A 25,778-nucleotide genomic window follows, 5' to 3' on the forward strand; every position below is an offset into this window, starting at 1 on the left:
GCGCCCGAAAGATCCCGTTCCGCCCCTCCTGACCTGGGACGGCGTACAGCCTGAGGTGTACGAGGAGCCGTCGTACTCCCTCCGCGGTATGTCCGATCGTGTTCCCTGGTACGACGACGCGGACGCCCGGAAGAGAGATCGTGGAGGTATGAGCCCCCTCGCGCTTTCCGTGCTCCTCGCCCTGGTCTCCGCGGTCGCCTACGCGGCCGCGGCGATCGTGCAGGAGCGGGTCGCCGCCGCGGCCGACGGCCCGCGCTACGCGCCACTGCGCCGCCCCGCCTGGTGGGGCGCCGTCGCGCTCAACGGCGTCGGCGCGGCGCTGCACGTGGCGGCACTCGCGTACGGCCCGCTGAGCCTGGTCCAGCCGCTCGGCGCGCTCACCATCGTGTTCGCGCTGCCGATGGCGGCGCTGTTCGTGGGCCGCAAGGTCGGGGGCACCGCCTGGCGGGGTGCCCTGATGGCGACGGTGGGCCTGGCCGGACTCCTCAGCCTGACCGGCGGCCCCGGGTCCCATCCGCTGTCCGACGCCGACCGGCACCTGCTCACGGCGGTGACCTTCGGCGGGGTGGCGGCGCTGTTCGTGCTCGCGCAGCTGGTGGGCCGGTCGGCGCTGCGCAGCGTGATCCTGGCCGCGGCGGCCGGGGTGTCGTTCGGTCTCGCGTCGGTGTTCACCAAGACGGTGGCCGAGCAGTGGTCGCCGGACGCGCCGCTCGCCGAGTGGACCAGCCTGCTGATCCTCTCGGCACTCGCGATCACCGGTCTGCTGCTCTCGCAGGCCTCCTACCGGGGCGCGGGCCTCGCCGCGCCGCTGGCCACGGTCACCGTGGTCAATCCGGTGATCGCGGCGGCCGTGGGCCTCACCCTGTTCGGCGAGTCGTTCCGGTACGGCGCCGCCGGCACCGTCGCCGCCCTGATCTGCGGCGCGGTGGCGGCGGGCGGCCTGGTGCAGCTCACCCTGGACCGGCTCGCGCGGTCCGAGGACTCCCCGGCGGTGTCATCGGGCCCGGCGGCGACGCCGGGCGGGTCAGATCGAGACGCCGCGGGCCCTGAGGTACGCCAGGGGGTCGATGTCGGACCCGTACCCGGGACCCGTCCGCATCTCGAAGTGGAGGTGCGGTCCCGAAGCGTTGCCGGTCGATCCTGAGCGGGCGATCCGCTGGCCGGCACCGACCCGCTGCCCCTCGCGGACGGAGAGCGCCGAGAGGTGCGCGTACTGGCTGTAGCGCCCGTCCTCGTGCCGGATGACGACCTGGTAGCCGTACGCGCCGCCCCAGCCGGCCGAGACGACCTTCCCGTCGGCCACGGCCCGTACGGAGGTGCCGGTGGGCACGGGGAAGTCGACGCCGGTGTGGTAGCCGCTGGACCAGGAGGAGCCGGCCTTGCGGTAGCGGGTGCCGATGTCGGTGTCGGCGACGGGGGAGGCGAAGCGGGCGCGCTCGGGGGCGGGCTTGTGGACCGGATTCGGGGCAGGCTTGGCGGCGACCGGCTTGGTGACGGGCTTCGGGGCGGGCTTGGAGGCGGTCGGCCGGGGCGCGGGGCGGGCCGGGGTTTTGGTGGCGGGCGGGGCCGGGGTGGGCGGCGTGACCGGGGTCTTCACGGTCGGCGGCTTCGCGGTCGGCGGCTTCGCGGTCGGCGGCTTCGGGGCGGCCGGCTTGGTCACGGGCCCGGGCTTCGGCGGCGCGGCGGGGGCGCTGATCCGGAGGGTGAGCCGCTGGCCGGGGAGGATCAGGTCGGGGTCGTCGCCGACGACCTCGCGGTTGGCCGCGTAGAGGCGGGGCCAGCCGCCGCGTACATGCTCGTCGCGGGCGATCTTCGAGAGCGAGTCGCCGCGGGCGACGGTGTACATCTCGCGGACGGTCGGCACGGTGGTCGGGCTCGCCTGGCTCGTCGGGCTCGCCTGGCTTGTCGGGGCGGCGGTCCGCTGGGCGGGTAACGCGGCCTGGCGCGCCCGCGGGGCGTCCGTCAGCGGCCGGGTGCGCTCGGTCTGGGTGGTGACGGAGGGGGCCGCGTCCCCGCGCTCCAGCCCGGCACGGGGCGCGCAGGCGGGCCAGGCGCCGGGGCCCTGGCCCTTGAGCACCCGTTCGGCGATCACGATCTGCTGGTCCTTGGAGGCGAGGTCGGCGCGCGGCGCGTAGTGCGTGCCGCCGTACCGCTCCCAGGTGGACTGGGTGAACTGGAGTCCGCCGAAGTAGCCGTTACCGGTGTTGATCTGCCAGTTGGACGAGGACTCGCAGGACGCGAGCTTGTCCCAGACGTCCAGTGAGGCGGCCTGCGCCGCGCCTGCGCCGACCAGCGGCAGGGCGATGCCGGCGCCGCCGGCGGTGACGGTCAGCGAGGCACGGTTGATCCGGCTCGGCTGGTACCGACGGTGCTTCCCGCGATTCCCGCGTACGGCCATGGGCCCCCCTCGAAGGCATCGGCAGTCGCCCACGGTAGGGGCTGACAACCGTGCGTGACAAGGCCTTCCGGCCGATCCCCCGCCCCTTCCGTCACGTCCCCGGCCGGGTCAGCGGCCGGCTGGCCCGGGCTGCGGCTGGGGTTCGGGTTCCGGTACGGGTACGGGGTTGGGCGGCGGGACCGGCGGGGGCACCGGGGAGGGCGGGGCGGGCGGCACGGGGCCGGGCGAGGGCAGCGGGTCGGGGATCGGGGGCTGGGTCATGACGGACTCCCGGGCGGCGGTACGGGTGGGGTGCGGGCGCCGGGCCCCAGGCCGTGTCACGGCGCGGCGGGCCCGGATCCCAGCCTCCCCCTGTGCGGGTGCCCCGGCGCGCCGGACCCATTCCTTCGGGTGGTGACGCGCCCGGGCGCCGTCACCAGAGTTCCGGCGTGGCCTTCAGCTGCCGTTTGGCCGCGCGGGCGACCTCCGGCGCGGGCGGCGGGGCCTCCTCGGGGTGCCGTTCGGCCCACTTGGCGGCGTACGGGCAGAGCGGCACGACGGGGACGCCCTCGGCGGCGGCGATCCGGTAGAACTCCTTCACCAGCGCCCCGGCGACGCCCCTGCCCTCGTGCGTGGCCTCGACAACGGTGTGCACGGCGACAAGGGCGTGCGGTTCCTCGTCGAGGACGAAGTAGACGACGACGCCGGCGTAGTCGCCGTCGTCGAACGCCTCCAGGCGCCCCTTGTCCCGGTCGTCGCGGATGGTCAGGTTCAGCTCTGCCATGCTCCGGGCCTCCTCGGCCGTCGTCAGACCTGCGCGGGTACCGCGTGCGGCGGGCGCACCGTGTCGGTCCCCGGCACGGGCGCCGACGCGTCGCCCCCGAGCTCCACGATGCGGTTGCCGGCATCGACGTGCACGACACGCGGCACGAACGTGCGCGCCTCGGCATCGTCGATCTGCGCGTAACTGATGAGGATGACCAGGTCCCCGGGGTGCACCAGATGTGCGGCCGCGCCGTTGATCCCGATCACTCCGGAGCCGCGCTCGCCCTCGATGACATAGGTCTCCAGCCGGGCCCCGTTGTCGATGTCGACGATGTGGACGAGCTCGCCGGGCAGCAGATCGGCCGCCTCCATCAGCTCGGCGTCGACGGTCACGGATCCGACGTAGTGGAGATCGGCCTGCGTCACGGTGGCGCGGTGGATCTTCGACTTGAACATCGTTCGTATCACTGAGGTACTCCTGGACATAGGCTCCCTGCCTGCGTTTTTGCAGGTCAAGGGCTGTTTCCACACCTTACAACGAGTCGCATGTCCGGGCAGCATTCCCCAGGTTTCTCAGGACTCATGCTGACCACGTGCTGACTTTCCTGACGCATCATTCAGACAGTGATGGAGGACCTCGCCCACTCTCCCGACCTCCACTGCGACGACCCTCACAAGGGTACGCAGCACCCGCCCAAGAGCCCTCGTGACCGTCGTCACCCCGACACCGATCTTCGGGTCGCTCGGGCTCCTGGTCGGTTGCAGTCATCAACCGGCCAGTCAACGGTCCGGGTCCAGCCAACGTCGTCACCGCCTGGTCTCCTTGATGCTGAGCAGGGTGTTCGCAGGCGGCGGAGGCACATGAGGCTGCAGTGTCTTCACCGGCCCCCGGGCGAGTCCCTGTTCGGTGGCTGCCGTGTTCGCGGATCGTAAGATCCGATACGCCGATTCCGGGCCGGATGGTTCCTACAGTTGGCCACACGCGCCGGTACGGGAGAGGTGGGTCGGGTGATGGTCGGTCGGGGTGGGCTACGCGCCGAGGTAGGGGTGATCGGCGGTTCGGGGCTCTACGCGCTCTTGGACGATGCCGTGGAGATACGGGTGGAGACGCCGTACGGGGAGCCGAGCGACGTGCTGGTCGTGGGTGAGGTGGCCGGCCGCTCGGTGGCGTTCCTGCCGCGGCACGGTCGAGGGCACCGGCTGCCGCCGCACCGGATCAACTACCGGGCGAACCTGTGGGCCCTGCAGGCGCTGGGGGTGCGTCAGGTGCTCGCTCCCTGTGCGGTGGGCGGGCTGCGTCCGGCATACGGTCCGGGCACGCTGCTGATTCCCGACCAGTTCGTCGACCGGACCTCCGGGCGGGTGCAGACCTTCTTCGACGGCCTGCCGCTCCCGGACGGGACGGTGCCCGAGGTCGTGCACGTGTCGATGGCGGATCCGTACTGCCCGCATGGGCGGGCGGCCGCTCTGGACGCCGCCGGGGCGGCGGCGTGGGGGCCGGTCGACGGCGGGACCCTGGTGGTGATCGAGGGGCCGCGTTTCTCCACGCGTGCCGAGTCGCGCTGGTTCGCCGCGAGCGGCTGGTCGGTGGTCGGCATGACAGGCCATCCGGAGGCCGTCCTGGCCCGTGAACTCGGCCTCTGCTACACCTCGTTGGCCCTGGTGACCGATCTCGACGCGGGAGCGGACACCGGGGAGGGTGTCACGCACACCGAGGTACTGACGGTCTTCGCCCGCAATGTCGAACGGCTGCGCACCGTGCTGCTCAAGACGATCGGACTGCTGCCCGTGGTCCCTGACTGCCCGTGCGGGCACGCGCTGGACGGTCTTGCGACAGGGCTGCCCGGGGTCTCCGGTAACTGACCCGCAGCCTCGTACCGGGAGTGCGCCTGGGAACCCATGCCCGCGGTGGACCGAGATGACGAAAGTCTGACGGAGCGGCGTCGGGCCTGGTCGTGCGCGGGGAGAGCTGGTCGTATCGGGGGTGTGAACAGCACAGTGGAAGATCCCCGAGATCCCCGAGGCACCCCCGTGGGCCGCCGCGTCGTGCTCGGTCTGCTCGGGCTCGGCGTCGCGGGCGTCGCGGCGGGGCCGTACCTCCAGCAGGCGCAGAGCACCGTCGCCGCCAAGGATCCGACCGGGCTGACCGGTCTGCTGCCGGGCAGTGGCGGTTTTCGGTACTACTCCGTGGTCTCCTCGGTGCCCGCCCGCACCGAGCAGACCTACGCGTTGAGCGTGGACGGCCTGGTCGAGCGCCCGGCCCGCTACCGCCTGGCCGACCTGCGGGCCATGCCGCAGCGCCGCATCGTGCGGGACGTGCAGTGTGTGACCGGCTGGCGGGTGCCCGACACCCCCTTCGAGGGCGTCTCCCTCGCGCACCTGCTGGACGTCGCGGGTGTCCGGGCGGGGGCCGGCGCGGTCCGGTTCACCTGCTTCGACGGCGCGTACACCGAGAGCCTCACGCTCGACCAGGCACGTCGTGACGACGTCCTCGTGGCGCTGCGGATGCGGGACACCCCGATCTCCCATGCCCACGGCGGGCCGGTGCGGCTGTATGTGGCGCCGATGTACTTCTACAAGTCCGCCAAATGGCTGTCGGGCATCACCGTCACCTCGGCGGTGCGGCCGGGTTACTGGGAGCGGTACGGATACGACGTCGACGCCTGGGTCGGCCGGTCGAACGGGCGGGACGATGCGCCGACCGGCTGACCCCGACCCCCGCCTGCTCCGCTTCGCCCGCCCCGTGCGCTGGGTGCATCGCACCACCGCGGCGCTGATGCTGACCTGCCTGGCCACAGCCGCCTGTCTGTACGTGACCCCCCTGGCCGAACTGGTCGGGCGCCGCCGGCTGGTCGTGACCGTGCACGTGTGGTGCGGTCTGGCCCTGCCCGTGACCCTGCTGCTCGGACTGCTCTTCCGGTCCCTGCGCGCGGACGCGGCCCGGCTCAGCCGGTTCACCCCGTTCGACCGGGCGTGGCTGAGGGCTGTGCGGTCCCGTGCCCCGTACCGCCCGGCGGGGAAGTTCAACGCCGGACAGAAGCTCTACGCACAGTGGACGCTCGGGGCGATGCTGGTGATCGTCGGTACGGGACTGCTGATGTGGCTCACCCATCTCGCGCCCCCTTCGCTGCGGACCGGTGCGACGTTCGTCCACGAGTGGCTCGCCGCGGCCATCGCGGGCGTGACGGCCGGGCACGTCTGGATGGCGGCACGGGATCCGCAGGCCCGGCTCGGGATGCGGACCGGCCTGGTGGACCGCGACTGGGCCGCACGCGAACACCCGCACTGGAGACGGGAGCGGGAAGCTCTTACGGAAGAGTGACGGGAGGCCGTGGTGGAGCCGGACCGGGGCCTCGGCCCTCTAGCGTGGGGCGGTATGCGGGTATTGGTCACCGGCGGAGCCGGTTTCATTGGCACCCAGATCGTCGACGCGCTCCTCGTGCGCGGCCATGACGTCGTCTCCTACGACGTCCTGCTGCCGTCCGCGCACTCCGGTCCGCCTCGCGTGGCGCGCCCTGGGGAGGAGCTGGTCATCGCGGACGTGCGGGACGGCATGGCCGTCGCGGAGGCCCTGCGGGGCGTGGACGCGGTGTGCCACCAGGCGGCGATGGTGGGCCTGGGCAAGGACTTCGCGGACGCGCCGGCGTACGTCGGCTGCAACGATCTGGGCACGGCGGTGCTGTTGGCCGCGATGGCCGAGTCAGGGGTGCGGGAGCTGGTCCTGGCCGGGTCGATGGTGGTCTACGGCGAGGGCCGCTACGAGTGCGGCCGGCACGGTGCGGTACGGCCGGCTCCAAGGCTTGAGGCGGATCTGGCGGAGGGCCGGTTCGAACCCGGCTGCCCGCTGTGCGGAGCCGCGCTCACGCCGGGGCTCGTGACCGAGGACGCGCCGGCGGACCCGCGCAACGTGTACGCGGCGACGAAGCTCACGCAGGAACACCTCGGCGCGGCCTGGGCCCGCGCGACCGGCGGCCGGGCGGTGTCGCTGCGCTACCACAACGTCTACGGCCCCGGCATGCCACGGGACACGCCGTACGCCGGGGTGGCGTCGCTGTTCCGTTCCGCGCTCGCCCGCGGCGAGGCCCCCCGCGTCTTCGAGGACGGCGGCCAGCGACGGGACTTCGTCCACGTCCGGGACGTGGCCGAGGCGGCGGCGCTGGCCCTGGAGGCCGCGAACGGCCTGGGCGCGGGCTCGTTCACCGCGTACAACACCGGCAGCGGTGATCCTCGTACGGTCGGGGACATGGCCTGGGCCCTCGCCCGGGCGTACGGCGGGCCGCTGCCGGTGACCACGGGCGAGTACCGGCTGGGGGACGTACGGCACGTCACGGCGGACTCGTCCCGGCTGCGCCGGGACCTGGGGTGGAAGCCGCAGGTCGGATTCGAGGCCGGGATGAGGGAGTTCGCGCAGGCCGAGCTGCGCTAGCGGCCGGGTCGCCAGGGCCGCACGAGGCCGCCGGCCCTGGCGGGCCTCGAAGGGGTGCGGGGCGTCCGGCCTGACGGCCCGCGTCGGATCCTCCGCCGCGGTCAGTTCGACGCGGCCGGCAGGGTGACCTCGAAGCGGCAGCCGCCCGGGACGTTGCGGACCTCGGCGCGGCCCGCGTGGGCCTCGACGATGCCGCGGACGATGGCGAGGCCGAGCCCGGCCCCGGCCGGTGGGGTGCGGGCCTCGGTGCCCCGCCATCCGGTGTCGAAGACGCGGGGCAGGTCCTCGTCGGCGATGCCGCCGCAGCCGTCGGTGACGGACAGGACGACGGCTCCGGCGCGCCGTTCGGCCGCCACCGCGACCGTGCCGTCGGCCGGTGTGTGGCGGATGGCGTTGACGAGGAGGTTCGCGAGGACCCGGGTCATCTCCTTGCCGTCCACCTCGACGGGGACCGCTTCGACCTCCTCCCCCACCAGGCGCACCCCGTGCTCGCGGGCGAGCGGGTCGGCGCCGCTCAGGGCGTCGCCCACGAGGTCGTACACGGACATGCGGCTCGGGCTGATGGCCAGCGCGCCGGCGTGGATGCGGGAGAGTTCGAAGAGGTCGGTGACCATGGTCGTCAGGCGCTCGACCTCGGTGCGGATCTGCCGGTGGTAGCGGGCGGGGTCGGCGGCCATGCCGTCCTCCAGGGCCTCCGCCATGGCCCGCAGGCCGGCCAGTGGGGTGCGCAGGTCGTGGGAGATCCACGCGACGAGTTCCCTGCGGGATGCCTCAAGGGATCGCTCGCGGCGGCGGGAGGCGTCGAGTTTCGCGCTGGTGGCGGCCAGTTCCCGGGTGAGCGCGGCGAGTTCGGCGGTGGCGGCGCCGTCCGGTGCGGCGAAGCTGCCCCCGTCGCCGAAGTCGCGGGCGGCGCGGGCCAGGGCCCGGCTTCGGGCCACCACCCAGCGGCCCAGGAGCAGGGCGGTACCGAGCGAGACGAGGGCCGCCATGGCGACGACGACGGTCACCACCCACAGGTCGTGCGCGGACAGGAACATCGCCTGGGCCACGGCGAGCGTCCCGGCGAGCATCGCGGTGACCGTGACGGCCGCGACCACGGTCAGGGAGACGGCGACCGAGCGGCGGCGTACGAGGCGGAGCACCAGCGCTCCGGCGAGACCGGCGCACACGGCTCCCGCCAGTGCGAACCCCGCGATCAGCAGGACGTCCTTCATGCCGCTCCTCCACCCGTCGCGTCCGTACCGTCCCGCTCGGGTTCGAAGCGGTAGCCGACGCCCCATACGGTACGGATGAGCCGGGGCCGGGCCGGGTCGTCCTCGATCTTGGCGCGCAGGCGCCGGACGTGGACCGTGACCGTGGACAGGTCGCCGAAGTCCCAGCCCCACACCCGCCGCATCAGTTCCTCCCTGGTGTGCGCGGCGCCGGGGTGCTCCAGGAAGTACGCGAGGAGGTCGAACTCCCGGAGTGTGAGCGCGAGTTCACGGCCCTCTCGGGTGGCGCGGCGGGTCACCGGGTCGACGGCGAGACCGGCGGCGCGCAGGATCGGCCGCGGGGCTGCCGGACCGGCGGCCGCACGGCTGCGACGCAGCACGGACTCGACCCTCAGCACCAGCTCGCGCGGGCTGAACGGCTTGGTGACGTAGTCGTCCGCACCGACCTCCAGGCCGGTGATCCGGTCCTCCTCGTCGCCGCGCGCCGTCAGCATGATCACCGGTACGGGCCCGGTCTCGCGCAGTCTGCGGCACACCTCCAGGCCGTCGATGCCCGGCAGCATGAGGTCGAGCAGAACGAGGTCCGGCCACCGCTCCCCGGCGCGCAGCAGGGCGTCGGGGCCGTCGGCCGCGTGCTCCACGGCGAACCCCGACCGGTCGAGGTAGCCGGTCACCACCTCGGCCACGGTCGGGTCGTCGTCCACGACCAGGATCCGGGCCGTGGGCCGGGCCACGGGCGGGACCGTGGGCCGGGCCGCGGGCCCGGGGGCGCTGTACTCGTTCATGCCGCACAGCGTCGCATCCGCCGCGCCGGGGGTCACCGCCACCCGGGCGTACGCACCTCGACGTCCGCGTTTCGTAAGGACTTCCACGCCCCCGATCCACCAGGTGCTTCCTACGGTGGGAGCCGTGACCCTCCTGACCGTAGATGTCGTTCTTCCTTGTCTCGACGAGGCCGAGGCGCTGCCCTGGGTGCTGTCCCGCATCCCGGCCGGCTGGCGGGCGATCGTCGTCGACAACGGCTCCACCGACGGCTCCGCCGGTATCGCGGCGGGCCTCGGCGCCACCGTCGTGACCGAGCCGAGGCGCGGTTTCGGTGCCGCCTGCCACGCCGGGCTGCTCGCCTCCGACGCCGAGTACGTCTGCTTCTGCGACTGCGACGCCTCCCTCGACCCCGGCCTCCTGCCGGGCCTGGTCGGTGCCGTGGCCGACGGCTCCGCCGACCTCCTGCTCGGCCGCCGCCGGCCCACCGCGCGCGGAGCCTGGCCGGTGCACGCCCGGGCCGGCAACCTGGCGTTGTCCTGGCTGCTGCGCCGCCGTACCGGGCTTCGGCTGCGCGACCTGGGCCCGCTGCGCGCCGCCCGCCGCGAGGCGCTCCTCGGCCTCGGGCTGTCCGACCGACGCAGCGGCTACCCGCTCCAGATGGTCGTCCGGGCGGCCGACGCGGGCTGGCGGGTGCGCGAGGTCGACGTGCCGTATCTGCCCCGGGCCGGACGGTCGAAGGTCACCGGCACCTGGCGGGGCACCTGGCAGGCGGTCCACGACATGCGCAAGGTGCTCGACGAGCCGACGCCGGTGTCGGCGCCGACGACCGGAGTACGCCCGTGACCGCCCTCCTCGTCATCGCGAAGCAGCCGCTGCCGGGCCGGGTGAAGACCCGGCTCACTCCCCCGTTCACCCCCGAGCAGGCCGCGGCGCTCGCCGAGGCGGCCCTCGCCGACACGCTGACAGCGGCCGCCCGCGTTCCTGCGGACCGGCACGTCCTCGTGCTCGACGGGGAGCCCGGCCCCTGGCTGCCGCCGGGATTCCGTGTCGTTCCCCAGGCGGCTGGAGGGCTCGACGCACGGCTCGCGGCCGCCTTCGCGGCCTGCGACGGGCCGGCGCTGCTCATCGGCATGGACACCCCGCAGGTCACGCCCTCGCTGCTTGCCCCGGCCCTGTGCTGGGACGCGTACGACGCCTGGTTCGGTCCGGCGGCCGACGGCGGCTTCTGGGCCCTCGGTCTGGCCGAGCCCGATCCCGCGCTCCTGCTCGGTGTGCCGATGTCCCGGCCGGACACCGGCGCCGTCCAGCACGCGCGGCTGCGGAAGGCCGGGCTGCGCGTCGGCCGGTTGCCGGTCCTGCGGGACGTGGACACCGCGTCGGACGCCCGGGAGGTGGCGGCCGCCGTGCCCGGGAGCCGCTTCGCCGGCCGGTACGCCGAGTTGACCGGCGCGACGGCGGGAGCCGGCCGTTGACCACGACCACCACATCCGAGACCACCACGGCGTGGCGGGCCGATCCGTACACCGACGCCCTGCGCACCGGTCAGGGGCCCCTCTTCCTGCGCCGGCACGACGGCTGGCTGCTCCCCCTGGAGGTCGAGCGCTGGTGCGAGGCGCCGGACGTCGCCGACCGCACCGTGCTCGACCGCTGCCGCGGCACGGTCCTCGACGTCGGCTGCGGGCCGGGACGGCTCGCCGCCGCGCTCGCCGCCGAAGGCCGGCGGGCCCTCGGCATCGACATCAGCCCGGCCGCGGTGGACCGCACCGCACGACTCGGCGCCACGGCGCTGTGCCGGTCGGTCTTCGACCCGCTGCCCGCCGAGGGACGCTGGGACACGGCGCTGCTGATCGACGGCAACATAGGCATCGGCGGTGACCCGGCCGCCCTCCTGCGCAGACTCCGCCAGGTCGTGTCGCGTTCGGGGCAGGTCATCGCGGAGTGCGCGCCCGTCGACGTCGACGAGTGCTGCGAGGTGCGCGTCGACGACGGCCGGGGCGGACGGGGGACGCCGTTTCCCTGGGCCCGGGTGGGCGCCCGCGCCCTGGCCGCGCACGCGCGGGACTCGGGCTGGGCCGTCCGCGAACAGTGGGCCGTGGCGGGGCGCCCCTTCCTGTGCCTCGCCCCTCAGTCGTCGGCGGCAGGACTCCGCTGAGGACGAACCCGCCCGCGTCGTACGCGATCCCGCCCCCGCCGTACGAGATACAGCGCCCCCGCCGACGCGGCCACGCCCGCCAGCACGATCGCGAGATTCCGGCCGTACGGGAGGGGCAGCGCCGACGGGTTGGGCGGGACACCAGGGCGTACGAGCAGGGGCAGGGCGATCAGGACCACGCAGCCCGCCACGAGCAACGCCCCTCGCCACAGGCCCCGTTGACGCCGCCCCACGAGCAGCAGCCCCACGCCGAACACCAGCGGGGCGAGGATCCCGTCGTGCAGCACGAGCGCACCGGCCAGCCACACGAGCACCCCGAGCGGATCCGGCTCGGCCACCACGAGCCATGCCCCGAGGCCGATCAGCACGAGACCGAGCCCGCCGACCGCGAATCGCAGCACCTGAGTCGTGCTCACCGTTCTCACAACACCTCCAGTCTGTGCACCCACTTGGTCTGCAGGACCCCAGGCCGGCCGGGGGCGATGATCCGGGCCGGGAAGCCGTGGTCCAGCGAGAGCGGCTGCCCGTTGAGTGTCAGGGCGAGGAGGGTGAGCGGGTCGTCCGCGTACTCCGCGCCCATCTCCATCACCCGGTAGGCGCCGCTCACTTCGAGCGAGGTCACCCGCACCGCATCCCGGCCCGGCCGCCCACCGGCCCGCTCGACCAGGTCCCGTACCCGTACGCCGCCCCAGTCGGCGTCGACGCTCCAGCCCTCGACGCAGGCGATCGGCAGCCGGGCCCCGGAGTGGGGCATGGCCCGCAGGGCGTCGAGCGTGAGGAGGTACGGCCGGGGCCCCGCGACCTCGAGCCGCCACCCCGCCAGGCCGCGCGCCGTGACACCGGCCGCGGCGGCGGTCCGGTTCACCGGCAGCCCCTGCGGGCCGTGGTCGGGGTGCCGGGGCGCGAGCAGGTCGAGCGCCTTCAGCGGGGTGAAGGACTGCCCGACGGTCGTCAGCGTGACGACACCGACGGCCGCGCCCGTGGCGAGGAGCAGCGAGCGGCGGCCTGTGGCGTCCTCGGCCGGCAGGGCGCGCGTCCCGGCCGAGCTCCTCCCCCAATGGTCCCTGATCTCGGGGGTCTTGACCGCGATGTGCAGCAGGATCGCTCCGGTGACCACCCAGGCCACGGCGAAGTGGACGGGGACGAAGGCGAAGGGCCACGGGTACCACTCGACGATGTTGAGCAGCCCGGTGAGAACCTCGAAGAGGGCGGCGGCCACCAGGACCGCGACCGACAACCGCTCCAGGCCGTGCCGCACGGAGCGCACCGGCGGCCACTCGAACAGCCGGGGATAGACCGCCCACAGCTTCACGAGAAGCAGCACGATCGCCGCGAGTCCGGTGGCGACGTGCAGGCCCTGGGTGAGCGCGTAGCCCCACACCGGCCGGGCGGGCAGCCGGTCGGCGAGCCAGTCCGGCGGGTGCTGGAGGTAGTGACTGACGAGGCCGGTCGCGAAGCAGACGGCGAAGGCCGCGCCGAGCCACCGGCCGACGGCCGTCGCCGTTCTCGCGTCGTGCAGGCGCCCGGTGAAGGCGGGTGGCCGGACGGCCGGGGGCCGGAACGCGGGGCGCGGCAGGTGCGGCCGACGGGGCAGGCGCGGCAGCCTGGGCTTGCGGAACGTCATGCCGTCCATGACACCGCCGCGAGCGGCCGCGCGGAGCGCCCGACACCTTACGAAACCCGAACGCCTCGCCGGGTCTCCTCCTCGTCCGTCGCACGCGCTGCCAGTCTGCGGCCATGACCCGCGCCCGCCGTCTTCCGCTCCCTGTCATCGTCACCGCCCTCCTGCTGTCGCTCCTGGCCGTCTCGCTGATCCTTCTGCTCCGTGGGGACGCCGGCGGGGCCGGTTTCCTGGCCGGGTACGCGGGCGCGTGGGCGGTGTTCGCGGCGGCGGTGGTCGCCCTGCGCCGGGTTCCCCGCCGGCACGTCGTCCCGCTCCTCCTCGCGGGGGCGGTCGCGGTGACGGCGACGGGCCTTGCGGCGGCCCCGCGGACGAGCACGGACTCCTACCGTTACGCGTGGGACGGGCGGGTGCAGGCCGCCGGCGTCTCGCCGTACGACCACGCGCCCGCGGACCCGGCGCTCGCCGGGCTGCGTGACGACTGGCTCTTCCCCGGCCCCGCGGCCTGCGGGCGCGGCGACGCCGACCTCGCGCCGCTCGACGCGGGCGGGTGCACACGGATCAACCGGCCCGCCGTCCACACGATCTACCCTCCCGTGGCGGAGGGCTGGTTCCTCCTCGTCCACGAACTCTCACCGGACGACGTCCGCCACAAGGGGCTCCAGACGGGCGCGGCGCTGCTCTCGCTGGCCGTCACCGGCCTCCTGGTCGGCGTGCTGCGCCGGCGGGGCGACCCGCGCCGGGCCGCGCTGTGGGCGTGGTGCCCCGCGGTCCCCGTCGAGGCGGTCGACAACGCCCATGTCGACGTCCTCGCCGTGCTGTTGTCGGTCGGCGCGCTCGCCCTCGTGGCCCGCCGCCGTCACCTCACGGGCGGGGTGCTGCTCGGTCTGGCGGTAGCCGCCAAGCTGCTGCCCGCCGTGCTTCTGCCGGGCGCGCTGTCCGGCGTCCGGCGGCCCCGTACGGTCGTGGCCGTGACGCTGTCGGCCGCGGCCACCGTGGCGCTGGCGTACCTGCCGTACGTGCTCCTGTCCGAGGGTTCCGTCCTCGGCTATCTGGGCGGCTACGCGCGGGAGGAGGGCTACGACGACGCGGGCGCGGGCGGGCGGTACGCCCTGTTGCGGCTCGTGCTGCCGGACGCGTGGGCGCTGCCCGCGGCCTTGCTGGGCATGGCGGCGGTGTCGGTGACGGTGTGGTGGCGCGGCGACCCCGAACGCCCGTGGCACGGCGCCCTGTCCACCCTCGGCACCGGCTTCCTCCTGCTGACGCCCGGCTACTCCTGGTACGCCCTGCTGCTCATCGCCCTCGTCGCCCTCGACGGGCGCTGGGAGTGGCTCGGCGTCGCCCTCGCCGGCGCGGTGGCGTATCTCGCAGGCGCGGCCACCGGCACCGCCGCGTACGGAGCGGCGGGGGCGGTGGTGTGCGCGATGTGGTGGACACGGCAACGAAGCATCGGACGATCCGCCCGGACGCGGAGCGAGGCCACCACCCCCACGAAGGACCCCGCCGACACCTCCGAGCCGCGACCGGCCGCCCGTAGGTCCAGTTCGCCGGCCGACTGGCCGAGGCCAGGCAGGTCGACGGCGATGGGCCGCAGCCCCGCCGCCGCCAGCTCCGTCAGCACCGGCAGCCAGGTGGGCGGCCGCTGTACACGGGAGGTGGGGATAGTGCGGCTGTCACAGTTGCGGATCTTGCTGGCCGTCGCCGAGCACGGCGGGTTCACCGCCGCAGCGCAAGAAAGTCTTCTATTGGTCCGGAGGAAGGTGGGCCGAGCCTGGTCGGAGCGTCAGTGCCCCCGGCGGTATGGGCCGGTGAGGGGGCGTTAGGGGAACACTAGGCCCGCGTTAGCGCGGTGTTCGAGACTGTACGACGACCTCCGTCACCCCAGGTGACCCGGGCACGTGGAAGGTGATCGTATGACGACAAGGCATCCCCAGGGCGGACCGGCCCGGGAGACCGGCGACCAGGCGCGGCCCGCGTCCCACAAGGCCGCCGAGCCGGGGCGGGGGGCGGCGACGGGCTGGCTGCCGGCCCTTCAGTCCGTCGCGGGCAACGCGGCGGTGGTGCAGATGCTGCGCCAGGCGGGCCACGCCTGGGTCCAGGAGCAGCACCAGCACGGCGCCGGCTGCGGGCATCAGCAGGCCGTGCAGCGTTCGGCGGTCCACGATGTCCTCAAGGCCCCCGGCCGCCCCCTGGACGAGGCGACCCGCACGGACATGGAGTCCCGGCTGGGGGCGGACTTCTCCGACGTCCGTATCCATGACGACGCCGCTGCCAAGGCTTCGGCCGGCGAGGTCGGGGCCCGTGCCTACACCTCGGGCAGTCATGTCGTCATCGGCGAGGGCGGCGCGGACAAGCACACCCTTGCCCATGAGCTCACGCATGTGATCCAGCAGCGGCAGGGGCCCGTGGCGGGCACGGACAACGGCAGTGGCCTCAAGGTATCCGACCCGGGGGACCGGTTCGAGCGGGAGGCGGAAGCCAACGCGCGGCGGGCCATGGCGAGTTCGCCGGTGCAGCGGGACGCCGTGGAGACCGCGCAGGAGCGGACGCCCACGCTTGGTCCGGCGGTCGTCCAGCGGTATCACCTGGGCGTTCTCCGTGCTCCGGGCAATGAGATGCTGAACCTGAAGGTGTCGCAGACCGGTCAGTACTTCATGATCGTCAACGAGTATGACACCACCACCATCTGGGGCAGAGCCGAAGCGGCCGCGCCGCGATACTGCAGGCCCACCAACCAGCAGAATGTTCCCCTCACCCTCCAGGTGGGAAGCGAGACGCTCATCGGCGTCTACACGGAGTACGAGCCGGAATCGGCGTTCCTGGCGGACTGCTCGCACACCGCCGAGGAAATCATGCACCGCAAGCGGCTCCAGATGGGGCAGGACGCCAGCCGGATTCGCGGCCGTGGGGTGTTCGGGGGCGCGGGGCACAACGGCAACGTCCGGCAAGCCCTCGCCTACGCGCGGAACCGGGGAGTGGGGAACGGCGAGGAACGACCGAATCCCGGTGAGGCGTTCGCCATCATCGAGACCCGGTGGGACATGGCGGACGCCGACCACGACGACGCCTCTCCATGGAACGAGTCCGGGTGGCCCTACCACGTTGCCGCGGTCGTGGCCAGGGACGGCGACGACCGCATCACGATCGAGCAGACCGCGGGGTCGAGCGACGCCGTCCAGAACCAAGGCTACGAAGGGATCATCGACATCTATACGTCGGGAAGCCTCGCGGGCGGTGCGGCGCTGCCGGCCAGCTTCCACGGGCGGCACGCCGGAGCGTTCTCCGAGGGGGCCGTCACCGTCACGCTCGCCCCGATCAACGAAGGCCGGCTGCAACAGGAACACGGCGCCCGGCGGTACATGGAGGACTAGGAAACACCGTGCGGGCGGTCGGCCACCCGCGAGAAACCCGGCACGGGGCGCGGGAGCCGCGCTCCCGGGCCGTGCCGTGGCGCCTACTGAGGTTGAACTCGTGATGTCGCCGGGTCGCTCAGGCAGGTCGGTAGTAGACGGTCAGCCAGTCCCGGGCTTCGGCGAACTCCCGCAGGCCGGCGGCCTTGTGGACATTCAGGTTGTCCCAGACGAGAACGATCGGGCCGCCGAGCTGCTCATTTCCGGCCCCAGCCAGGCCGATGACGCGCATCAACTGTCGTTTCCAGTGGTGACACTTGGCGGGCGCCGCCCAGGACCGGAAATCCGGCTCCCCGCCCTGGCCACCTCCCCGACGGCGCCAGCGCCAGGATGATGCTCGCCACGCGGCACCGGCGACACGGGAGCCCCGTCCGAGCGGCAAGGACCGGGCGTTGCCCTGGGACGCACGGTACGACGTACACGCCGACCGGGCTTCGGTCGGCTCTGTGCGGCGCTTCCCCGAAGGCGAGTCAGCGGGAGGCGTGACGCGGGTGATGTCGAGGCCCGTGGGCGGGTCCGTCCTCGTCCGGGGACCCCGCAGCCTCGATGGCGTGACCCGCGGGCCGGAGCCCGGCCAGGGTGACCGCGACGAGTCGCCGGACCGCCGCCTTCGACGGGAGGCCCGCCGCCGCGCCGAGCGCGTGGAGGCAGTACGCGGCGAGTTCGTCGGCCTCGACGTCGGCGCGCAGGGCGCCGGCCGCGGCGCCCTCGGCGACGAGGTCCCGGACGAGCGCCAGGAGCCGCTGGTGGGCCTGGGTGATCGCCGGGCTCTGATGGAGCAGGGCGGCCATGTCGGACCCGTGGTGGCCGTGCCGCTCGTACGCGATGAGGGCGTACGCCTCCAGTACGGCGCGGAGCCGCTGCCCCGTGTCCGTGACACGGTCCCGTACGGCTGCCAGCTGTTCGAGGTGGTGGGCGACCTGGCGCTCGTGCCAGGCGACAAGGATCGACTCGACGTCAGGCCGCCGGCGCCCCGGCCCCGCTGGGTGACCGCCCTCCTGATCGGTGCGGCCGTCCTCGGCGTGGCCTTTCTCGCCCTCCATCTGGCGGGCGGCGGCATGCGGGGCCACGGCTGATGGCGATGTCGCCGCGGCTTCGCAAGCTCGCCCTCACCGCCCATGTGACCGTCTCCGTCGGCTGGTTCGGCGCGGTCGCCGTCTTTCTCGCCCTCGCCGTGACCGGGCTGACCGCACAGGACGCCCTGACGGTGAGATCGGTGTACGTCACCCTGGGTGTGACCGGCTCGTACGTCATCGTGCCGCTCTGCTTCGCCTCGCTGGCGACCGGCGTCGTCTGCTCCCTCGGCACCACCTGGGGCCTCCTGCGGTACTGCTGGGTGACGGTGAAGCTCGCGATCACGGTCCTCGCGACCGGCGCACTGCTCCTCCACATGCCGCCCATCAGCCACATCGCCGACGCGGCGGCCGCACCGGACTGGACCGCCGGCGCGCTCACCGGCCTGCGCGCCCAGCTCGTCGTCCAGTCCGTCGCCGCTCTCGTCGTCCTCCTCGTGGCGACGGCCCTGTCGACGTACAAACCCCAGGGCCGGACCCGCTATGGGCAGAGAAGGCTGCTGCGGACGCCGTGAGGTGCGCCATGAGGTGTGCCGTGAACGGGGTGCTCCGCCGGGTGACGCACACTCACTCCTCCTTCGGTGTCCCGGACGCCCGTCGGTTCCTCTGCCCGGAGAACCGACGGATGGGGGCCGGGGCGGTGAGCGCGGCCAGGATCCGGGCCGCCTGGACGAGCGAGCCGATCAGCAGGAGGGCGCTGCCCAGGACGAGCAGTCCGGTGGCGGGCCCGGGCTCGGCCCGCAGCCCGTCGTACAGACTGCCCGCGGAGAACACCGCGGCCGCGGTGAGCGCCCAGAACCAGCGCCGGGCGCGCCGGGCGCCGGCCGGGGCCATCAGTGGCCCTTGGGGTTGGCGATCCACACCTGGATGGTGATCGCGACCAGGGCGAGCAGCAGCACGGCGGCGATGCCGAGGGCGAGCCTGCGCTCGCGCCATCGCCGCTTCGGGCTCCGGTCGAGGAACGGCACGAGGAAGATCAGCCCGAACACACCCGCGATGACGTAGGCGATCGAGGCGACCCCGAACCACTCCTCCATGGGGAAGAACCACCAGAACATCCACAGCGGGCGGGTGACCTCGATCCCTTCGACGGGCGTCGGCCCGACGACCGGCGGCAGCAGCACGCCGAGGATGGACAGCACGCCGAGCAGGACCAGGCCGAAGGCGGCTACGCGCTGGAGGTGTGCCGTGAACGGCTCCGGCGTCTCCACCTCCGGGACCGGGATCTCGGGATGCGGTGAGATCCTGTGCCGCTTGACCAGCAGGGCGTGCCACACGAAGAGCAGCAGGACGAGGCCGGGGATGATCACCGTGTGCGCGCTGTAGAGGCGCAGCAGGATCGACACCCGGTCGGTGAGCTCCTCCGTGAACCAGATCCCCGCCCCGCCGAGCAGTTCCGCCACGTCCAGGTTGTGGATCAGCGCCTCGTAGCCCTCCTGGTCCCACTTCAGGACCGTGCCGGTGAACACGGCGAGGAAGGTCAGCAGGAACATGGCCGCGCCCAGGACCCAGTTCCCCTCGCGGGGCTTCTTGTACGAGGCGTGGAAGAACACGCGCAGCAGGTGGAGCAGGGCGAGGACGAACATCGCCTGCGCCGCCCAGTAGTGCAGGGCGCGGGCGAAGCCGCCGAGCCAGGCGCCGGTCACCAGCTCGCGTACCGACTGGTTCGCGTCCTCCGGCATCGGGTCGTAGTACTGCGCGATGTAGATCCCGGTGGCCAGAAGGATCACGAACGCGACCGCGGTGATGCCGCCCAGGCTCCAGGACAGGTTGTTCGCGTGTTCCGGAACCGGGTAGGCGAGCGCCTTGATCCCCATGCGTTCGTCGATCGCGTCGACCGTGCGGTGGAACCAGCCGCGCCGGGCGGGGGCGGCGGTCTCGCTCTCGCCCGGCGCGTCCGAGTTCGGGGCACTCGGGTTCGGGGCGGCCGTCATGGCTTCTTGCCCTTCTGCGCGGCGGCGGCTCGGCGTTCGAGTTCACGGATACGGTGCGGGGGCCGGAGCCGTACCGACAGCCAGAGCCCGACGGCCACCGCGCACACGGCCAGGGCGAACAGCACCGCGTCCTGGGTGCCGGAGATGCCGCGAGCGGGCCGGAATCCGTCCAGCACCCTGCTCGTGCCGGTCTCGGTGCCCGTCGCGAGGCGGCCTCCCTCCGGGGCGGACGGCAGCTTGCCGCCGAGCGAGTCCCACAGCAGCACGCGTGCCCGCCGTAGCGCCGCCTCGTCCTCGCCCGGGGCTTCGACGGCATCGAGTGCCCGCCGCACCAGAACGAGGTCGACGCCCTCCTTGTCGGGTGCGTCCAGGGCGTCCTCGATCCGTTCGGCCACCCGTTCCTCGCCCGCGTCGTTGGCGATCAGCGCGATGGCCTGTGCGACGAGTTCGGCGGATTCACGGCTCTCCTCCTCATCCGCCCGGGCCGGCCCGGAGAACACCGCGGTGAGGGCCAGAACGAGCGCCATCACGATCAGCGGTGCCGCGATCAGCCCGGGGAAGCGGTGGCGTGCGCTCGGTCCTCCGCCTCCCCTGCCGGCCGACGGGACCTCACTCATCCATGCCTCCCTGCTGCGGCTACCCGGCACAGCACCGCGATCTCCCTCAGAGACTGGCGGGTGCCGGGCGCGCTCCCTGGCCCCGACCCGCCGGACCGCCGGGAGCGTCACTCCTTCGCGCACCGGCGGTGCACGACGATCGACCCGTGGGAGAGTGGAAGGCGGTTCACGCGGAACGGCTCCTCGCCAGGGCGGGGGCCGACGCCGAGTCCGACGAGACACCCACGGACACGTAAGGACGTCGAGATGAGCGAGGGCCCGGTCGCGGCGCCGTCCCAGCGTGCCCTGGTGGTCGACGACGAGGTGGAGCTGGCCCGGCTGGTCGGTGACTACCTGTCCCGCGAGGGGTTCGCGGTCGACGTCGCGCACGACGGGGAGCACGCTCTCGAACTGGCCCGGGCCGCGGCGCCCGACGTGGTCGTGCTCGATGTGATGATGCCCGGCATCGACGGTGTGGAGGTGTGCCGTCAGCTGCGTACCTTCACCGATGCCTACGTCATCATGCTGACCGCGCGCGCCGAGGAGGTCGACAAGATCGTCGGCCTGTCGGTGGGCGCCGACGACTATCTGACCAAACCGTTCAGCCCCCGGGAGCTCGTCGCCCGGGTCAAGGCGATGCTGCGCCGGCCCCGGACCTCGCCGTCAGGAGCGGACCACGCGTCGCCGGTGCGCCGGTTCGGCGAGCTGACGATCGACCCCGAGGCCCGGGAGGTGAGCGTCGCGGACCGTCGGGTGGAGCTGACCCGGCTGGAGTTCGACCTCCTTGAGGCGCTGTCGGCCCGCCCTCGTCTGGCCTTCAGCCGCCGCCGGCTCATCGAGCAGGTATGGGCGAAGGACTGGGGCGGCGACGAGCACATCGTCGACGTCCACATCGCGCACCTGCGGCGCAAGCTCGGAGACGCCCCGGCCGCGCCCCGCTATGTGCTGACCGTACGCGGCGTCGGCTACCGGATGGGGCCCGGTTGATGCCCCGGCTGATGCCCCGGCGCCCGGGCCTGACAGGTCAGCTGGTTCTCGCCCAGCTGCTCGCGGTCCTGGCCGGAGCCGCCGCCCTCGCACAAGTGGGGCGTGACCGCGCCCGCGGAGCAGGGCACCACGCTGCCGGTCCGGCAGGGCGAGCGGATCAAGCTGGTCCTGGAGAACCGGAGCATGATGTGGCACCCGATGCACCTGCACGGCCACACCTTCCAGGTGGAAGGCGACGGCGCCCCGGGACCGCGCAAGGACACGGTCATCGTGCCGCCCATGGGCAGGGTCACCGTCGAGCTCGACGCGGACGACCCCGGCCAGTGGCCGCTGCACTGCCACAACGCCTACCACGCGGAGGCGGGGATGCAGACCATGCTCTCCTACGTGAAGTAGCTCCCTCCGCGGTGCGGGAACGGGCGGCGGGCCCGCCCGCACCGCCCCCGTCCGTTACGGAACCGGCGCCCAGCGGGACCGGGGTTGCGGCCCGTACGACGGCACTGGAGCCTGAAGGTGTCCGCCCACGACATCGCCTGGCCGGTGCTTCACCCGGCCGAGAGGAGGCGGGCCGCGATGACCAGCATCACCCGCCGCATCACCACCCTGTTCCGGGTCAAGGCGAACAAGGCCCTCGACAAGGCCGAGGACCCGCGCGAGGTACTGGACTACTCCTACGTCCAGCAGCAGGAGATGCTGCAGAAGGTACGGCGCGGCGTGGCCGACGTGGCCACCAGCCGCAAGCGCGTCGAATTGCAGATCGGACAACTGGAGCAGTCCAGCGGCAAGCTGGAGGGGCAGGCGCAGCAGGCGGTGGCCGCCGGACGCGAGGACCTCGCCCGCGAGGCCCTGGCCCGGCGCACCGCCGTGGCCTCCCAGCTCGCCGACCTCCAGGGCCAGCACGAGACCTTGCAGGCCGAGGAGGAGAAGCTGACCCTCGCCGCGCAGCGTCTGCAGGCGAAGGTGGACGCCTTCCGTACCAGCAAGGAGACCATCAAGGCCCGTTACACCGCGGCCGAGGCCCAGACCCGTGTCACCGAGGCCGTCACCGGGATCGGTGAGGAGCTGGGCGACGTCGGCCTGGCCATGCAGCGTGCCCAGGACAAGACCGAGCAGTTGCAGGCCCGCGCGGGCGCGCTGGACGAGCTGATCGCCTCCGGCGCGCTGGAGGACGCGACCCTGCCGGCCGGACGCGACGACATCCAGGCCGAGCTCGAACGTGTCACCGCCGGGCAGGACGTGGAGGCCGAGCTGGCCCGCATGAAGGCCCGGCTCCCGGCCTCTGCCACCCCACCTGCCGTGGAGGGCAAGGGCACCGCGGCGAGCACGCCGGACCAGGAGGCGACATCATGATCATGCGCATCCTGGGCGAGGGCCAGTACGAGATCGACGACAAGCACCTCGGCCATCTCAACGAGCTGGACTCCGACCTGCAGTCGGCCGCCGACGCGGGCGACGAGACCGCCTTCGCCACCGCGCTGTCGGCCCTGCTGGACGCCGTACGCACCCTGGGCGCTCGGCTGCCGGACGAGACGATCACGCCGTCCGACCTGGTGCTGCCGGATGCGGACACCGGCCTCGCGCGGGTGCGGGCGCTTCTCTCGGACGAGGGCCTGATCCCAGGGTGACGACGTGACGACGTGACGACGTACTCCGACCGGATCGCCCGGCACCCGCTCCCGCTCCCGCTCCCGCTCCCAGGGACCTTCCGGTCCGAAGATGTCCGTCACCGGTCGTCGCCGGCGTGTTCGCTGCTCATGGCGGTCTCCTGCGGCGTGGCGGGCGGCAGCGGCGTCATGCGCCATCGGCGCAGGCGCGAGGCGTTGGTGACGACCGACAGGGAGGACAGGGCCATCGCGGCCGCGGCGATGATCGGGCTGAGCCGGATGCCCCACAGCGGATAGAGGGCCCCGGCGGCGACGGGGACGCCGACGGCGTTGTAGACCAGGGCGAAGAACAGGTTCTGCCGGATGTTGCGCATCGTCGCGCGGGAGAGCCTGATCGCGGTGACGACTCCGGTCAGTGAGCCGGAGATGAGGGTGATGTCGGCGGCTTCGATGGCCACGTCGGTGCCCGTTCCGATGGCCAGGCCGACGTCGGCGGCGGCCAGCGCGGGAGCGTCGTTGATGCCGTCGCCGACCATGCCCACCCGGCGCCCCTCGCTCTGAAGGCGACGGATCTCGTCCGCCTTGTGCTCCGGCAGCACCTCGGCCAGGACCCGCCGTACGCCCACCTGGGCGGCGATCGCGGCGGCGGTGCGGCCGTTGTCGCCGGTCAGGATGACGGTCTCGATCCCGAGCCGGTGCAGGGCGGCGATGGCCTGGGCGGAGTCGTCCTTGACGGTGTCGGCGACGGCGAGCACGCCCGCGGGCCGGCCGTCGACGGCGGCGAGGACCGGGGTCTTGCCCTCGGCCGAATAACGGCCGGCCACCGGGTCGAGCGCCGTGGCGGCGATGCCGGCGATGCCGGCGTCGCCGAGCAGCCGGGCGGCGCCGACCAGGACCGTACGGCCGTCGACGGTCGCCTGCACGCCCTTGCCGGTGACCGAGTCGAAGGCGCTCGCCGCCGGCCAGGTCAGGCCCCGGTCACGGGCCCCGGTGACGACGGCTGCCGCGAGCGGGTGCTCGCTGTCGGCCTCGGCCGCCGCGGTCAGTGCCAGGAGCTCGTCGTCCTGGAACCCGTCGGCGGCATGGACGTCGGTGAGTCGCGGCTTGCCCGCCGTCACGGTGCCGGTCTTGTCCAGCACCACGGTGTCCAGCTTGTGGGCGGTCTCCAGCGCCTCGGCGGAACGGATGAGGATGCCCGCCTGTGCGCCCTTGCCCGTACCGACCATGATCGACAGCGGGGTGGCCAGCCCGAGCGCGCACGGGCAGGCGATGATCAGGACCGAGACGGCCGAGACCAGCGCCAGGGTGAGCGCGGGGGCGGGACCGATCGTGAACCACAGCGCGAAGGTGACGATCGCGATGGCGATGACGGCGGGCACGAAGTACGCGGAGACGGCGTCGGCGAGCCGCTGGATGGGGGCCTTGGACGCCTGGGCCTGCTGCACGAGGCGCACGATCTGGGCGAGCATCGTGTCCGCCCCGACCTTGCTCGCCCGCACCCGGAGCGCCCCGGTGCCGTTGACCGTGGCGCCGATGACCGTGGCGCCGGCCCGCTTCGTGACCGGCATCGGCTCACCCGTGATCATCGACTCGTCCACCGCCGAGGCCCCCGACAGCACTTCGGCGTCGACCGGCACCTTCTCTCCGGGCCGGATCAGCACCTCGTCGCCGACCGCGACCTCCTCGACCGGGATCTCGGCCTCGGTGCCGTCGCGGATCACCCGGGCCGTGCGGGCCTGAAGCCCCAGCAGGGCACGGATGGCCTCGCCGGTGCCGGCCTTGGCCCGGGCCTCCAGCAGACGGCCCAGCAGGATCAGGGTGAGGATCACCCCGACCGCCTCGAAGTACACCTCCCGTACGTCCTCCGGAAGCAGGCCGGGGGCGAGGGTGACCAGGAGGCTGTAGCCGTACGCCGCCGTCGTGCCCAGCGTGATGAGGGAGTTCATGTCGGCGCCGCGGTGCCTGAGCGTCAGCCACCCGGTGGAGTGGATCGGCCACCCGGTGTAGAACATCACCGGAGTGATCAGCGCCAGCTGCAGCCAGTGGTTCAGCAGCCAGCCGGGCACCCAGTCCGCGTGGAACAGCGAGTCGGCCATCACGGCGAAGAGCACGGGGAGTGTGAGCACCGCGCCGACGGTGACCCGGCGGGTCAGGTCGGTGATCTCGGCCCGCCGCTCGGCGGCCTCGGCATCCTCCGCCTCGGCCTCGGCCCGGGTGCCGGTGCCGGCGCTTGTGCCGGCGCTTGTGCCTTCGATGGTGGCGGCGTCGGCGGCGCCGCGGACATCGCTCGGGACGGACTCCGCCGCGTCGCCGTCGGCCGGTTCGACCAGCATCGTGCCGTGGATCATGTTCATCCCGCAGGCGAAACCGAAGGCCCCGGCCCGGTCAGGGCTGATCCGCACGGTGGTCCGCGCGTACGCGGGAAGCCCGGCGCTGACCCTCAGGTCTGGGAAGACGACCCGGGACGTGCACTCGCCGCTCTCCTGCCGGTCGAAGACCAGCTCCACCGGCACTCCCTGGCGGACCCGGATGACATCGGGGCTGTAGCCGCCCCGCACCCTCACCTCGATCCGCTGCACCCCGGCCTCCAGCTGTGCGGCGCGGGCGCGGCGCGGCCCGAAGAAGAACCAGCCGAGACCGGCGATCAGGACGGTGGCGAGGGCCACCACGACGACATCGGCGACACCCATGGCGGATCGTCCTCCCTGCGCGGTCGCTCCTCCGTCCATCGTCGCTCGCGGGTACCCGTACGAGGGAGGAGCGGGTCGACCCGACACCCTGGGCCGGTCGGCTCTGCACCCGCGCGACCGCGCCGAGGGACCATGACGGTGACGGAACTTCCCCGGACGTGCTCCGC

General features: G+C 73.4%; 28 protein-coding genes and 1 pseudogene. 15 read left to right on the top strand and 14 right to left on the bottom strand.

Translation table 11 applies throughout. From position 1 onward, the window contains the following. Positions 1-148: 148 nt before the first annotated feature. Entirely contained in the window at positions 149-1,144 is a 996-nt protein-coding gene (locus AB0C73_RS06210; RefSeq protein WP_362525186.1) for a DMT family transporter, read from the top strand. On the opposite strand, the gene AB0C73_RS06215 is transcribed toward AB0C73_RS06210, so the two are convergent. From AB0C73_RS06215 to panD, 4 genes are all read right to left on the bottom strand, one after another. Then, positions 1,025-2,398 carry a transglycosylase family protein gene (locus tag AB0C73_RS06215; RefSeq protein WP_362525188.1) on the bottom strand — a complete coding sequence of 458 codons (1,374 nt, stop codon included), beginning with the start codon at positions 2,396-2,398 and terminating at the stop codon, positions 1,025-1,027. The two genes, AB0C73_RS06210 and AB0C73_RS06215, sit on opposite strands and share 120 nt — an antisense overlap. A gap of 108 nt (positions 2,399-2,506) precedes the next feature. Beyond that, entirely contained in the window at positions 2,507-2,659 is a 153-nt protein-coding gene (locus tag AB0C73_RS06220; RefSeq protein WP_362525190.1) for a hypothetical protein, read from the bottom strand. 151 nt (positions 2,660-2,810) lie between these two features. Beyond that, complete coding sequence (locus AB0C73_RS06225) at positions 2,811-3,161, bottom strand: GNAT family N-acetyltransferase (RefSeq protein WP_362525193.1); 351 nt, start codon at positions 3,159-3,161, stop codon at positions 2,811-2,813. A 23-nt stretch (positions 3,162-3,184) separates the two neighbouring features. Then, positions 3,185-3,610: an aspartate 1-decarboxylase gene (panD, locus tag AB0C73_RS06230; RefSeq protein ID WP_362525195.1), complete on the bottom strand. Its 426-nt coding sequence runs from the start codon at positions 3,608-3,610 to the stop codon at positions 3,185-3,187. A 543-nt stretch (positions 3,611-4,153) separates the two neighbouring features. On the opposite strand from panD, the gene AB0C73_RS06235 reads away from it, so the two are divergent. The 4 genes from AB0C73_RS06235 (at position 4,154) to AB0C73_RS06250 (ending at position 7,568) form a co-directional block, all read left to right on the top strand. Next, the gene (locus AB0C73_RS06235) at positions 4,154-5,005 is read left to right on the top strand and encodes an S-methyl-5'-thioadenosine phosphorylase (RefSeq protein WP_362525197.1); all 852 of its coding nucleotides are present in this window, start codon (positions 4,154-4,156) and stop codon (positions 5,003-5,005) included. Positions 5,006-5,128: 123 nt separating this feature from the next. Continuing rightward, positions 5,129-5,851: a molybdopterin-dependent oxidoreductase gene (locus AB0C73_RS06240; protein WP_362525199.1), complete on the top strand. Its 723-nt coding sequence runs from the start codon at positions 5,129-5,131 to the stop codon at positions 5,849-5,851. Further along, entirely contained in the window at positions 5,835-6,464 is a 630-nt protein-coding gene (locus AB0C73_RS06245; protein WP_362525201.1) for a cytochrome b/b6 domain-containing protein, read from the top strand. Before AB0C73_RS06240 ends, AB0C73_RS06245 begins: the two co-directional genes overlap by 17 nt. Before the next feature lie 54 nt (positions 6,465-6,518). Continuing rightward, positions 6,519-7,568 carry an NAD-dependent epimerase/dehydratase family protein gene (locus tag AB0C73_RS06250; RefSeq protein ID WP_362525203.1) on the top strand — a complete coding sequence of 350 codons (1,050 nt, stop codon included), beginning with the start codon at positions 6,519-6,521 and terminating at the stop codon, positions 7,566-7,568. A 101-nt stretch (positions 7,569-7,669) separates the two neighbouring features. On the opposite strand, the gene AB0C73_RS06255 is transcribed toward AB0C73_RS06250, so the two are convergent. Both AB0C73_RS06255 and AB0C73_RS06260 read right to left on the bottom strand, forming a co-directional pair. Next, positions 7,670-8,782, bottom strand: coding sequence for a HAMP domain-containing sensor histidine kinase (locus tag AB0C73_RS06255; RefSeq protein ID WP_362525205.1), 1,113 nt, complete (start codon positions 8,780-8,782; stop codon positions 7,670-7,672). Further along, positions 8,779-9,564 (bottom strand): response regulator transcription factor, encoded by a 786-nt coding sequence (locus AB0C73_RS06260; protein WP_362525207.1) that lies wholly within the window; start codon positions 9,562-9,564, stop codon positions 8,779-8,781. The genes AB0C73_RS06255 and AB0C73_RS06260 overlap by 4 nt, the downstream gene beginning before the upstream one ends. A gap of 115 nt (positions 9,565-9,679) precedes the next feature. Between AB0C73_RS06260 and AB0C73_RS06265 the strand changes: the two genes are divergently transcribed. Genes AB0C73_RS06265 through AB0C73_RS06275 form a run of 3 tightly spaced genes read left to right on the top strand, consistent with a single transcriptional unit; the run spans position 9,680 to position 11,696 of the window. Continuing rightward, complete coding sequence (locus AB0C73_RS06265) at positions 9,680-10,387, top strand: glycosyltransferase family 2 protein (protein WP_362525209.1); 708 nt, start codon at positions 9,680-9,682, stop codon at positions 10,385-10,387. Continuing rightward, positions 10,384-11,016, top strand: a complete 633-nt coding sequence (locus AB0C73_RS06270; protein ID WP_362525211.1) for a DUF2064 domain-containing protein — start codon at positions 10,384-10,386, stop codon at positions 11,014-11,016. Before AB0C73_RS06265 ends, AB0C73_RS06270 begins: the two co-directional genes overlap by 4 nt. Then, complete coding sequence (locus tag AB0C73_RS06275; protein ID WP_362525214.1) at positions 11,013-11,696, top strand: methyltransferase domain-containing protein; 684 nt, start codon at positions 11,013-11,015, stop codon at positions 11,694-11,696. The genes AB0C73_RS06270 and AB0C73_RS06275 overlap by 4 nt, the downstream gene beginning before the upstream one ends. On the opposite strand, the gene AB0C73_RS06280 is transcribed toward AB0C73_RS06275, so the two are convergent. Continuing rightward, positions 11,669-12,112, bottom strand: a complete 444-nt coding sequence (locus AB0C73_RS06280; RefSeq protein ID WP_362525215.1) for a hypothetical protein — start codon at positions 12,110-12,112, stop codon at positions 11,669-11,671. The genes AB0C73_RS06275 and AB0C73_RS06280 overlap by 28 nt on opposite strands. A gap of 5 nt (positions 12,113-12,117) precedes the next feature. Beyond that, positions 12,118-13,320 carry a molybdopterin-dependent oxidoreductase gene (locus tag AB0C73_RS06285; protein ID WP_362525216.1) on the bottom strand — a complete coding sequence of 401 codons (1,203 nt, stop codon included), beginning with the start codon at positions 13,318-13,320 and terminating at the stop codon, positions 12,118-12,120. Positions 13,321-13,433: 113 nt separating this feature from the next. Here AB0C73_RS06285 and AB0C73_RS06290 point away from each other — a divergent pair, with 113 nt between their 5' ends. Further along, on the top strand, positions 13,434-15,140 hold the full coding sequence (locus AB0C73_RS06290; RefSeq protein WP_362525218.1) for a glycosyltransferase 87 family protein: 1,707 nt from the start codon (positions 13,434-13,436) through the stop codon (positions 15,138-15,140). 243 nt (positions 15,141-15,383) lie between these two features. Next, positions 15,384-16,688: a DUF4157 domain-containing protein gene (locus AB0C73_RS06295; protein ID WP_362525220.1), complete on the top strand. Its 1,305-nt coding sequence runs from the start codon at positions 15,384-15,386 to the stop codon at positions 16,686-16,688. 124 nt (positions 16,689-16,812) lie between these two features. On the opposite strand, the pseudogene AB0C73_RS06300 reads toward AB0C73_RS06295, so the two are convergent. Both AB0C73_RS06300 and AB0C73_RS06305 read right to left on the bottom strand, forming a co-directional pair. Beyond that, a pseudogene (locus tag AB0C73_RS06300) lies at positions 16,813-16,935 on the bottom strand (IS630 family transposase); the annotation flags it as partial. Between the two features lie 262 nt (positions 16,936-17,197). Continuing rightward, on the bottom strand, positions 17,198-17,797 hold the full coding sequence (locus AB0C73_RS06305; protein WP_362525222.1) for a TetR/AcrR family transcriptional regulator: 600 nt from the start codon (positions 17,795-17,797) through the stop codon (positions 17,198-17,200). A 5-nt stretch (positions 17,798-17,802) separates the two neighbouring features. Here AB0C73_RS06305 and AB0C73_RS06310 point away from each other — a divergent pair, with 5 nt between their 5' ends. Continuing rightward, the gene (locus AB0C73_RS06310; RefSeq protein ID WP_362525224.1) at positions 17,803-18,315 is read left to right on the top strand and encodes a hypothetical protein; all 513 of its coding nucleotides are present in this window, start codon (positions 17,803-17,805) and stop codon (positions 18,313-18,315) included. 52 nt (positions 18,316-18,367) lie between these two features. Here the strand turns inward: AB0C73_RS06310 and AB0C73_RS06315 are convergent, their stop codons facing one another. Genes AB0C73_RS06315 through AB0C73_RS06325 form a run of 3 tightly spaced genes read right to left on the bottom strand, consistent with a single transcriptional unit; the run spans position 18,368 to position 20,351 of the window. Further along, the gene (locus tag AB0C73_RS06315) at positions 18,368-18,634 is read right to left on the bottom strand and encodes a hypothetical protein (protein ID WP_362525226.1); all 267 of its coding nucleotides are present in this window, start codon (positions 18,632-18,634) and stop codon (positions 18,368-18,370) included. After that, positions 18,634-19,734, bottom strand: a complete 1,101-nt coding sequence (locus tag AB0C73_RS06320; RefSeq protein ID WP_362525228.1) for a cytochrome b N-terminal domain-containing protein — start codon at positions 19,732-19,734, stop codon at positions 18,634-18,636. Before AB0C73_RS06320 ends, AB0C73_RS06315 begins: the two co-directional genes overlap by 1 nt. After that, positions 19,731-20,351, bottom strand: a complete 621-nt coding sequence (locus tag AB0C73_RS06325) for a hypothetical protein (RefSeq protein ID WP_362525231.1) — start codon at positions 20,349-20,351, stop codon at positions 19,731-19,733. Before AB0C73_RS06325 ends, AB0C73_RS06320 begins: the two co-directional genes overlap by 4 nt. 246 nt (positions 20,352-20,597) lie before the next feature. On the opposite strand from AB0C73_RS06325, the gene AB0C73_RS06330 reads away from it, so the two are divergent. The 4 genes from AB0C73_RS06330 (at position 20,598) to AB0C73_RS06345 (ending at position 22,942) form a co-directional block, all read left to right on the top strand. After that, a complete protein-coding gene (locus AB0C73_RS06330; RefSeq protein ID WP_362525233.1) occupies positions 20,598-21,317 on the top strand; it encodes a response regulator transcription factor in 720 nt (239 codons plus the stop codon). Between the two features lie 102 nt (positions 21,318-21,419). Next, positions 21,420-21,713, top strand: coding sequence for a multicopper oxidase domain-containing protein (locus AB0C73_RS06335; protein WP_362525235.1), 294 nt, complete (start codon positions 21,420-21,422; stop codon positions 21,711-21,713). 177 nt (positions 21,714-21,890) lie between these two features. Continuing rightward, positions 21,891-22,667: a PspA/IM30 family protein gene (locus tag AB0C73_RS06340; protein WP_362525237.1), complete on the top strand. Its 777-nt coding sequence runs from the start codon at positions 21,891-21,893 to the stop codon at positions 22,665-22,667. After that, the gene (locus AB0C73_RS06345; protein WP_362525240.1) at positions 22,664-22,942 is read left to right on the top strand and encodes a hypothetical protein; all 279 of its coding nucleotides are present in this window, start codon (positions 22,664-22,666) and stop codon (positions 22,940-22,942) included. The genes AB0C73_RS06340 and AB0C73_RS06345 overlap by 4 nt, the downstream gene beginning before the upstream one ends. A gap of 98 nt (positions 22,943-23,040) precedes the next feature. Here AB0C73_RS06345 and AB0C73_RS06350 read toward each other — a convergent pair whose 3' ends face one another. Next, complete coding sequence (locus tag AB0C73_RS06350; protein WP_362525243.1) at positions 23,041-25,611, bottom strand: heavy metal translocating P-type ATPase; 2,571 nt, start codon at positions 25,609-25,611, stop codon at positions 23,041-23,043. Positions 25,612-25,778: the final 167 nt, after the last annotated feature.

It is taken from the genome of Streptomyces sp. NPDC048623 (genome assembly GCF_040650755.1).
Lineage (GTDB): Bacteria > Actinomycetota > Actinomycetes > Streptomycetales > Streptomycetaceae > Streptomyces.

What these genes read in the sequence shown, in the direction of transcription:
- AB0C73_RS06290 (WP_362525218.1), top strand. Translation starts at nt 13,434, where the DNA reads ATGACCCGCGCCCGCCGTCTTCCGCTCCCTGTCATCGTCACCGCCCTC.
- AB0C73_RS06330 (WP_362525233.1), top strand. Translation starts at nt 20,598, where the DNA reads ATGAGCGAGGGCCCGGTCGCGGCGCCGTCCCAGCGTGCCCTGGTGGTC.
- AB0C73_RS06210 (WP_362525186.1), top strand. Translation starts at nt 149, where the DNA reads ATGAGCCCCCTCGCGCTTTCCGTGCTCCTCGCCCTGGTCTCCGCGGTC.
- AB0C73_RS06250 (WP_362525203.1), top strand. Translation starts at nt 6,519, where the DNA reads ATGCGGGTATTGGTCACCGGCGGAGCCGGTTTCATTGGCACCCAGATC.
- AB0C73_RS06220 (WP_362525190.1), bottom strand. Translation starts at nt 2,659, where the DNA reads ATGACCCAGCCCCCGATCCCCGACCCGCTGCCCTCGCCCGGCCCCGTG.
- AB0C73_RS06295 (WP_362525220.1), top strand. Translation starts at nt 15,384, where the DNA reads ATGCTGCGCCAGGCGGGCCACGCCTGGGTCCAGGAGCAGCACCAGCAC.
- AB0C73_RS06255 (WP_362525205.1), bottom strand. Translation starts at nt 8,782, where the DNA reads ATGAAGGACGTCCTGCTGATCGCGGGGTTCGCACTGGCGGGAGCCGTG.
- AB0C73_RS06340 (WP_362525237.1), top strand. Translation starts at nt 21,891, where the DNA reads ATGACCAGCATCACCCGCCGCATCACCACCCTGTTCCGGGTCAAGGCG.
- AB0C73_RS06285 (WP_362525216.1), bottom strand. Translation starts at nt 13,320, where the DNA reads ATGACGTTCCGCAAGCCCAGGCTGCCGCGCCTGCCCCGTCGGCCGCAC.
- AB0C73_RS06310 (WP_362525224.1), top strand. Translation starts at nt 17,803, where the DNA reads ATGGCGATGTCGCCGCGGCTTCGCAAGCTCGCCCTCACCGCCCATGTG.
- AB0C73_RS06260 (WP_362525207.1), bottom strand. Translation starts at nt 9,564, where the DNA reads ATGAACGAGTACAGCGCCCCCGGGCCCGCGGCCCGGCCCACGGTCCCG.
- AB0C73_RS06245 (WP_362525201.1), top strand. Translation starts at nt 5,835, where the DNA reads ATGCGCCGACCGGCTGACCCCGACCCCCGCCTGCTCCGCTTCGCCCGC.
- AB0C73_RS06345 (WP_362525240.1), top strand. Translation starts at nt 22,664, where the DNA reads ATGATCATGCGCATCCTGGGCGAGGGCCAGTACGAGATCGACGACAAG.
- AB0C73_RS06325 (WP_362525231.1), bottom strand. Translation starts at nt 20,351, where the DNA reads ATGAGTGAGGTCCCGTCGGCCGGCAGGGGAGGCGGAGGACCGAGCGCA.
- AB0C73_RS06315 (WP_362525226.1), bottom strand. Translation starts at nt 18,634, where the DNA reads ATGGCCCCGGCCGGCGCCCGGCGCGCCCGGCGCTGGTTCTGGGCGCTC.
- AB0C73_RS06235 (WP_362525197.1), top strand. Translation starts at nt 4,154, where the DNA reads ATGGTCGGTCGGGGTGGGCTACGCGCCGAGGTAGGGGTGATCGGCGGT.
- AB0C73_RS06350 (WP_362525243.1), bottom strand. Translation starts at nt 25,611, where the DNA reads ATGGGTGTCGCCGATGTCGTCGTGGTGGCCCTCGCCACCGTCCTGATC.
- AB0C73_RS06215 (WP_362525188.1), bottom strand. Translation starts at nt 2,398, where the DNA reads ATGGCCGTACGCGGGAATCGCGGGAAGCACCGTCGGTACCAGCCGAGC.
- AB0C73_RS06225 (WP_362525193.1), bottom strand. Translation starts at nt 3,161, where the DNA reads ATGGCAGAGCTGAACCTGACCATCCGCGACGACCGGGACAAGGGGCGC.
- AB0C73_RS06320 (WP_362525228.1), bottom strand. Translation starts at nt 19,734, where the DNA reads ATGACGGCCGCCCCGAACCCGAGTGCCCCGAACTCGGACGCGCCGGGC.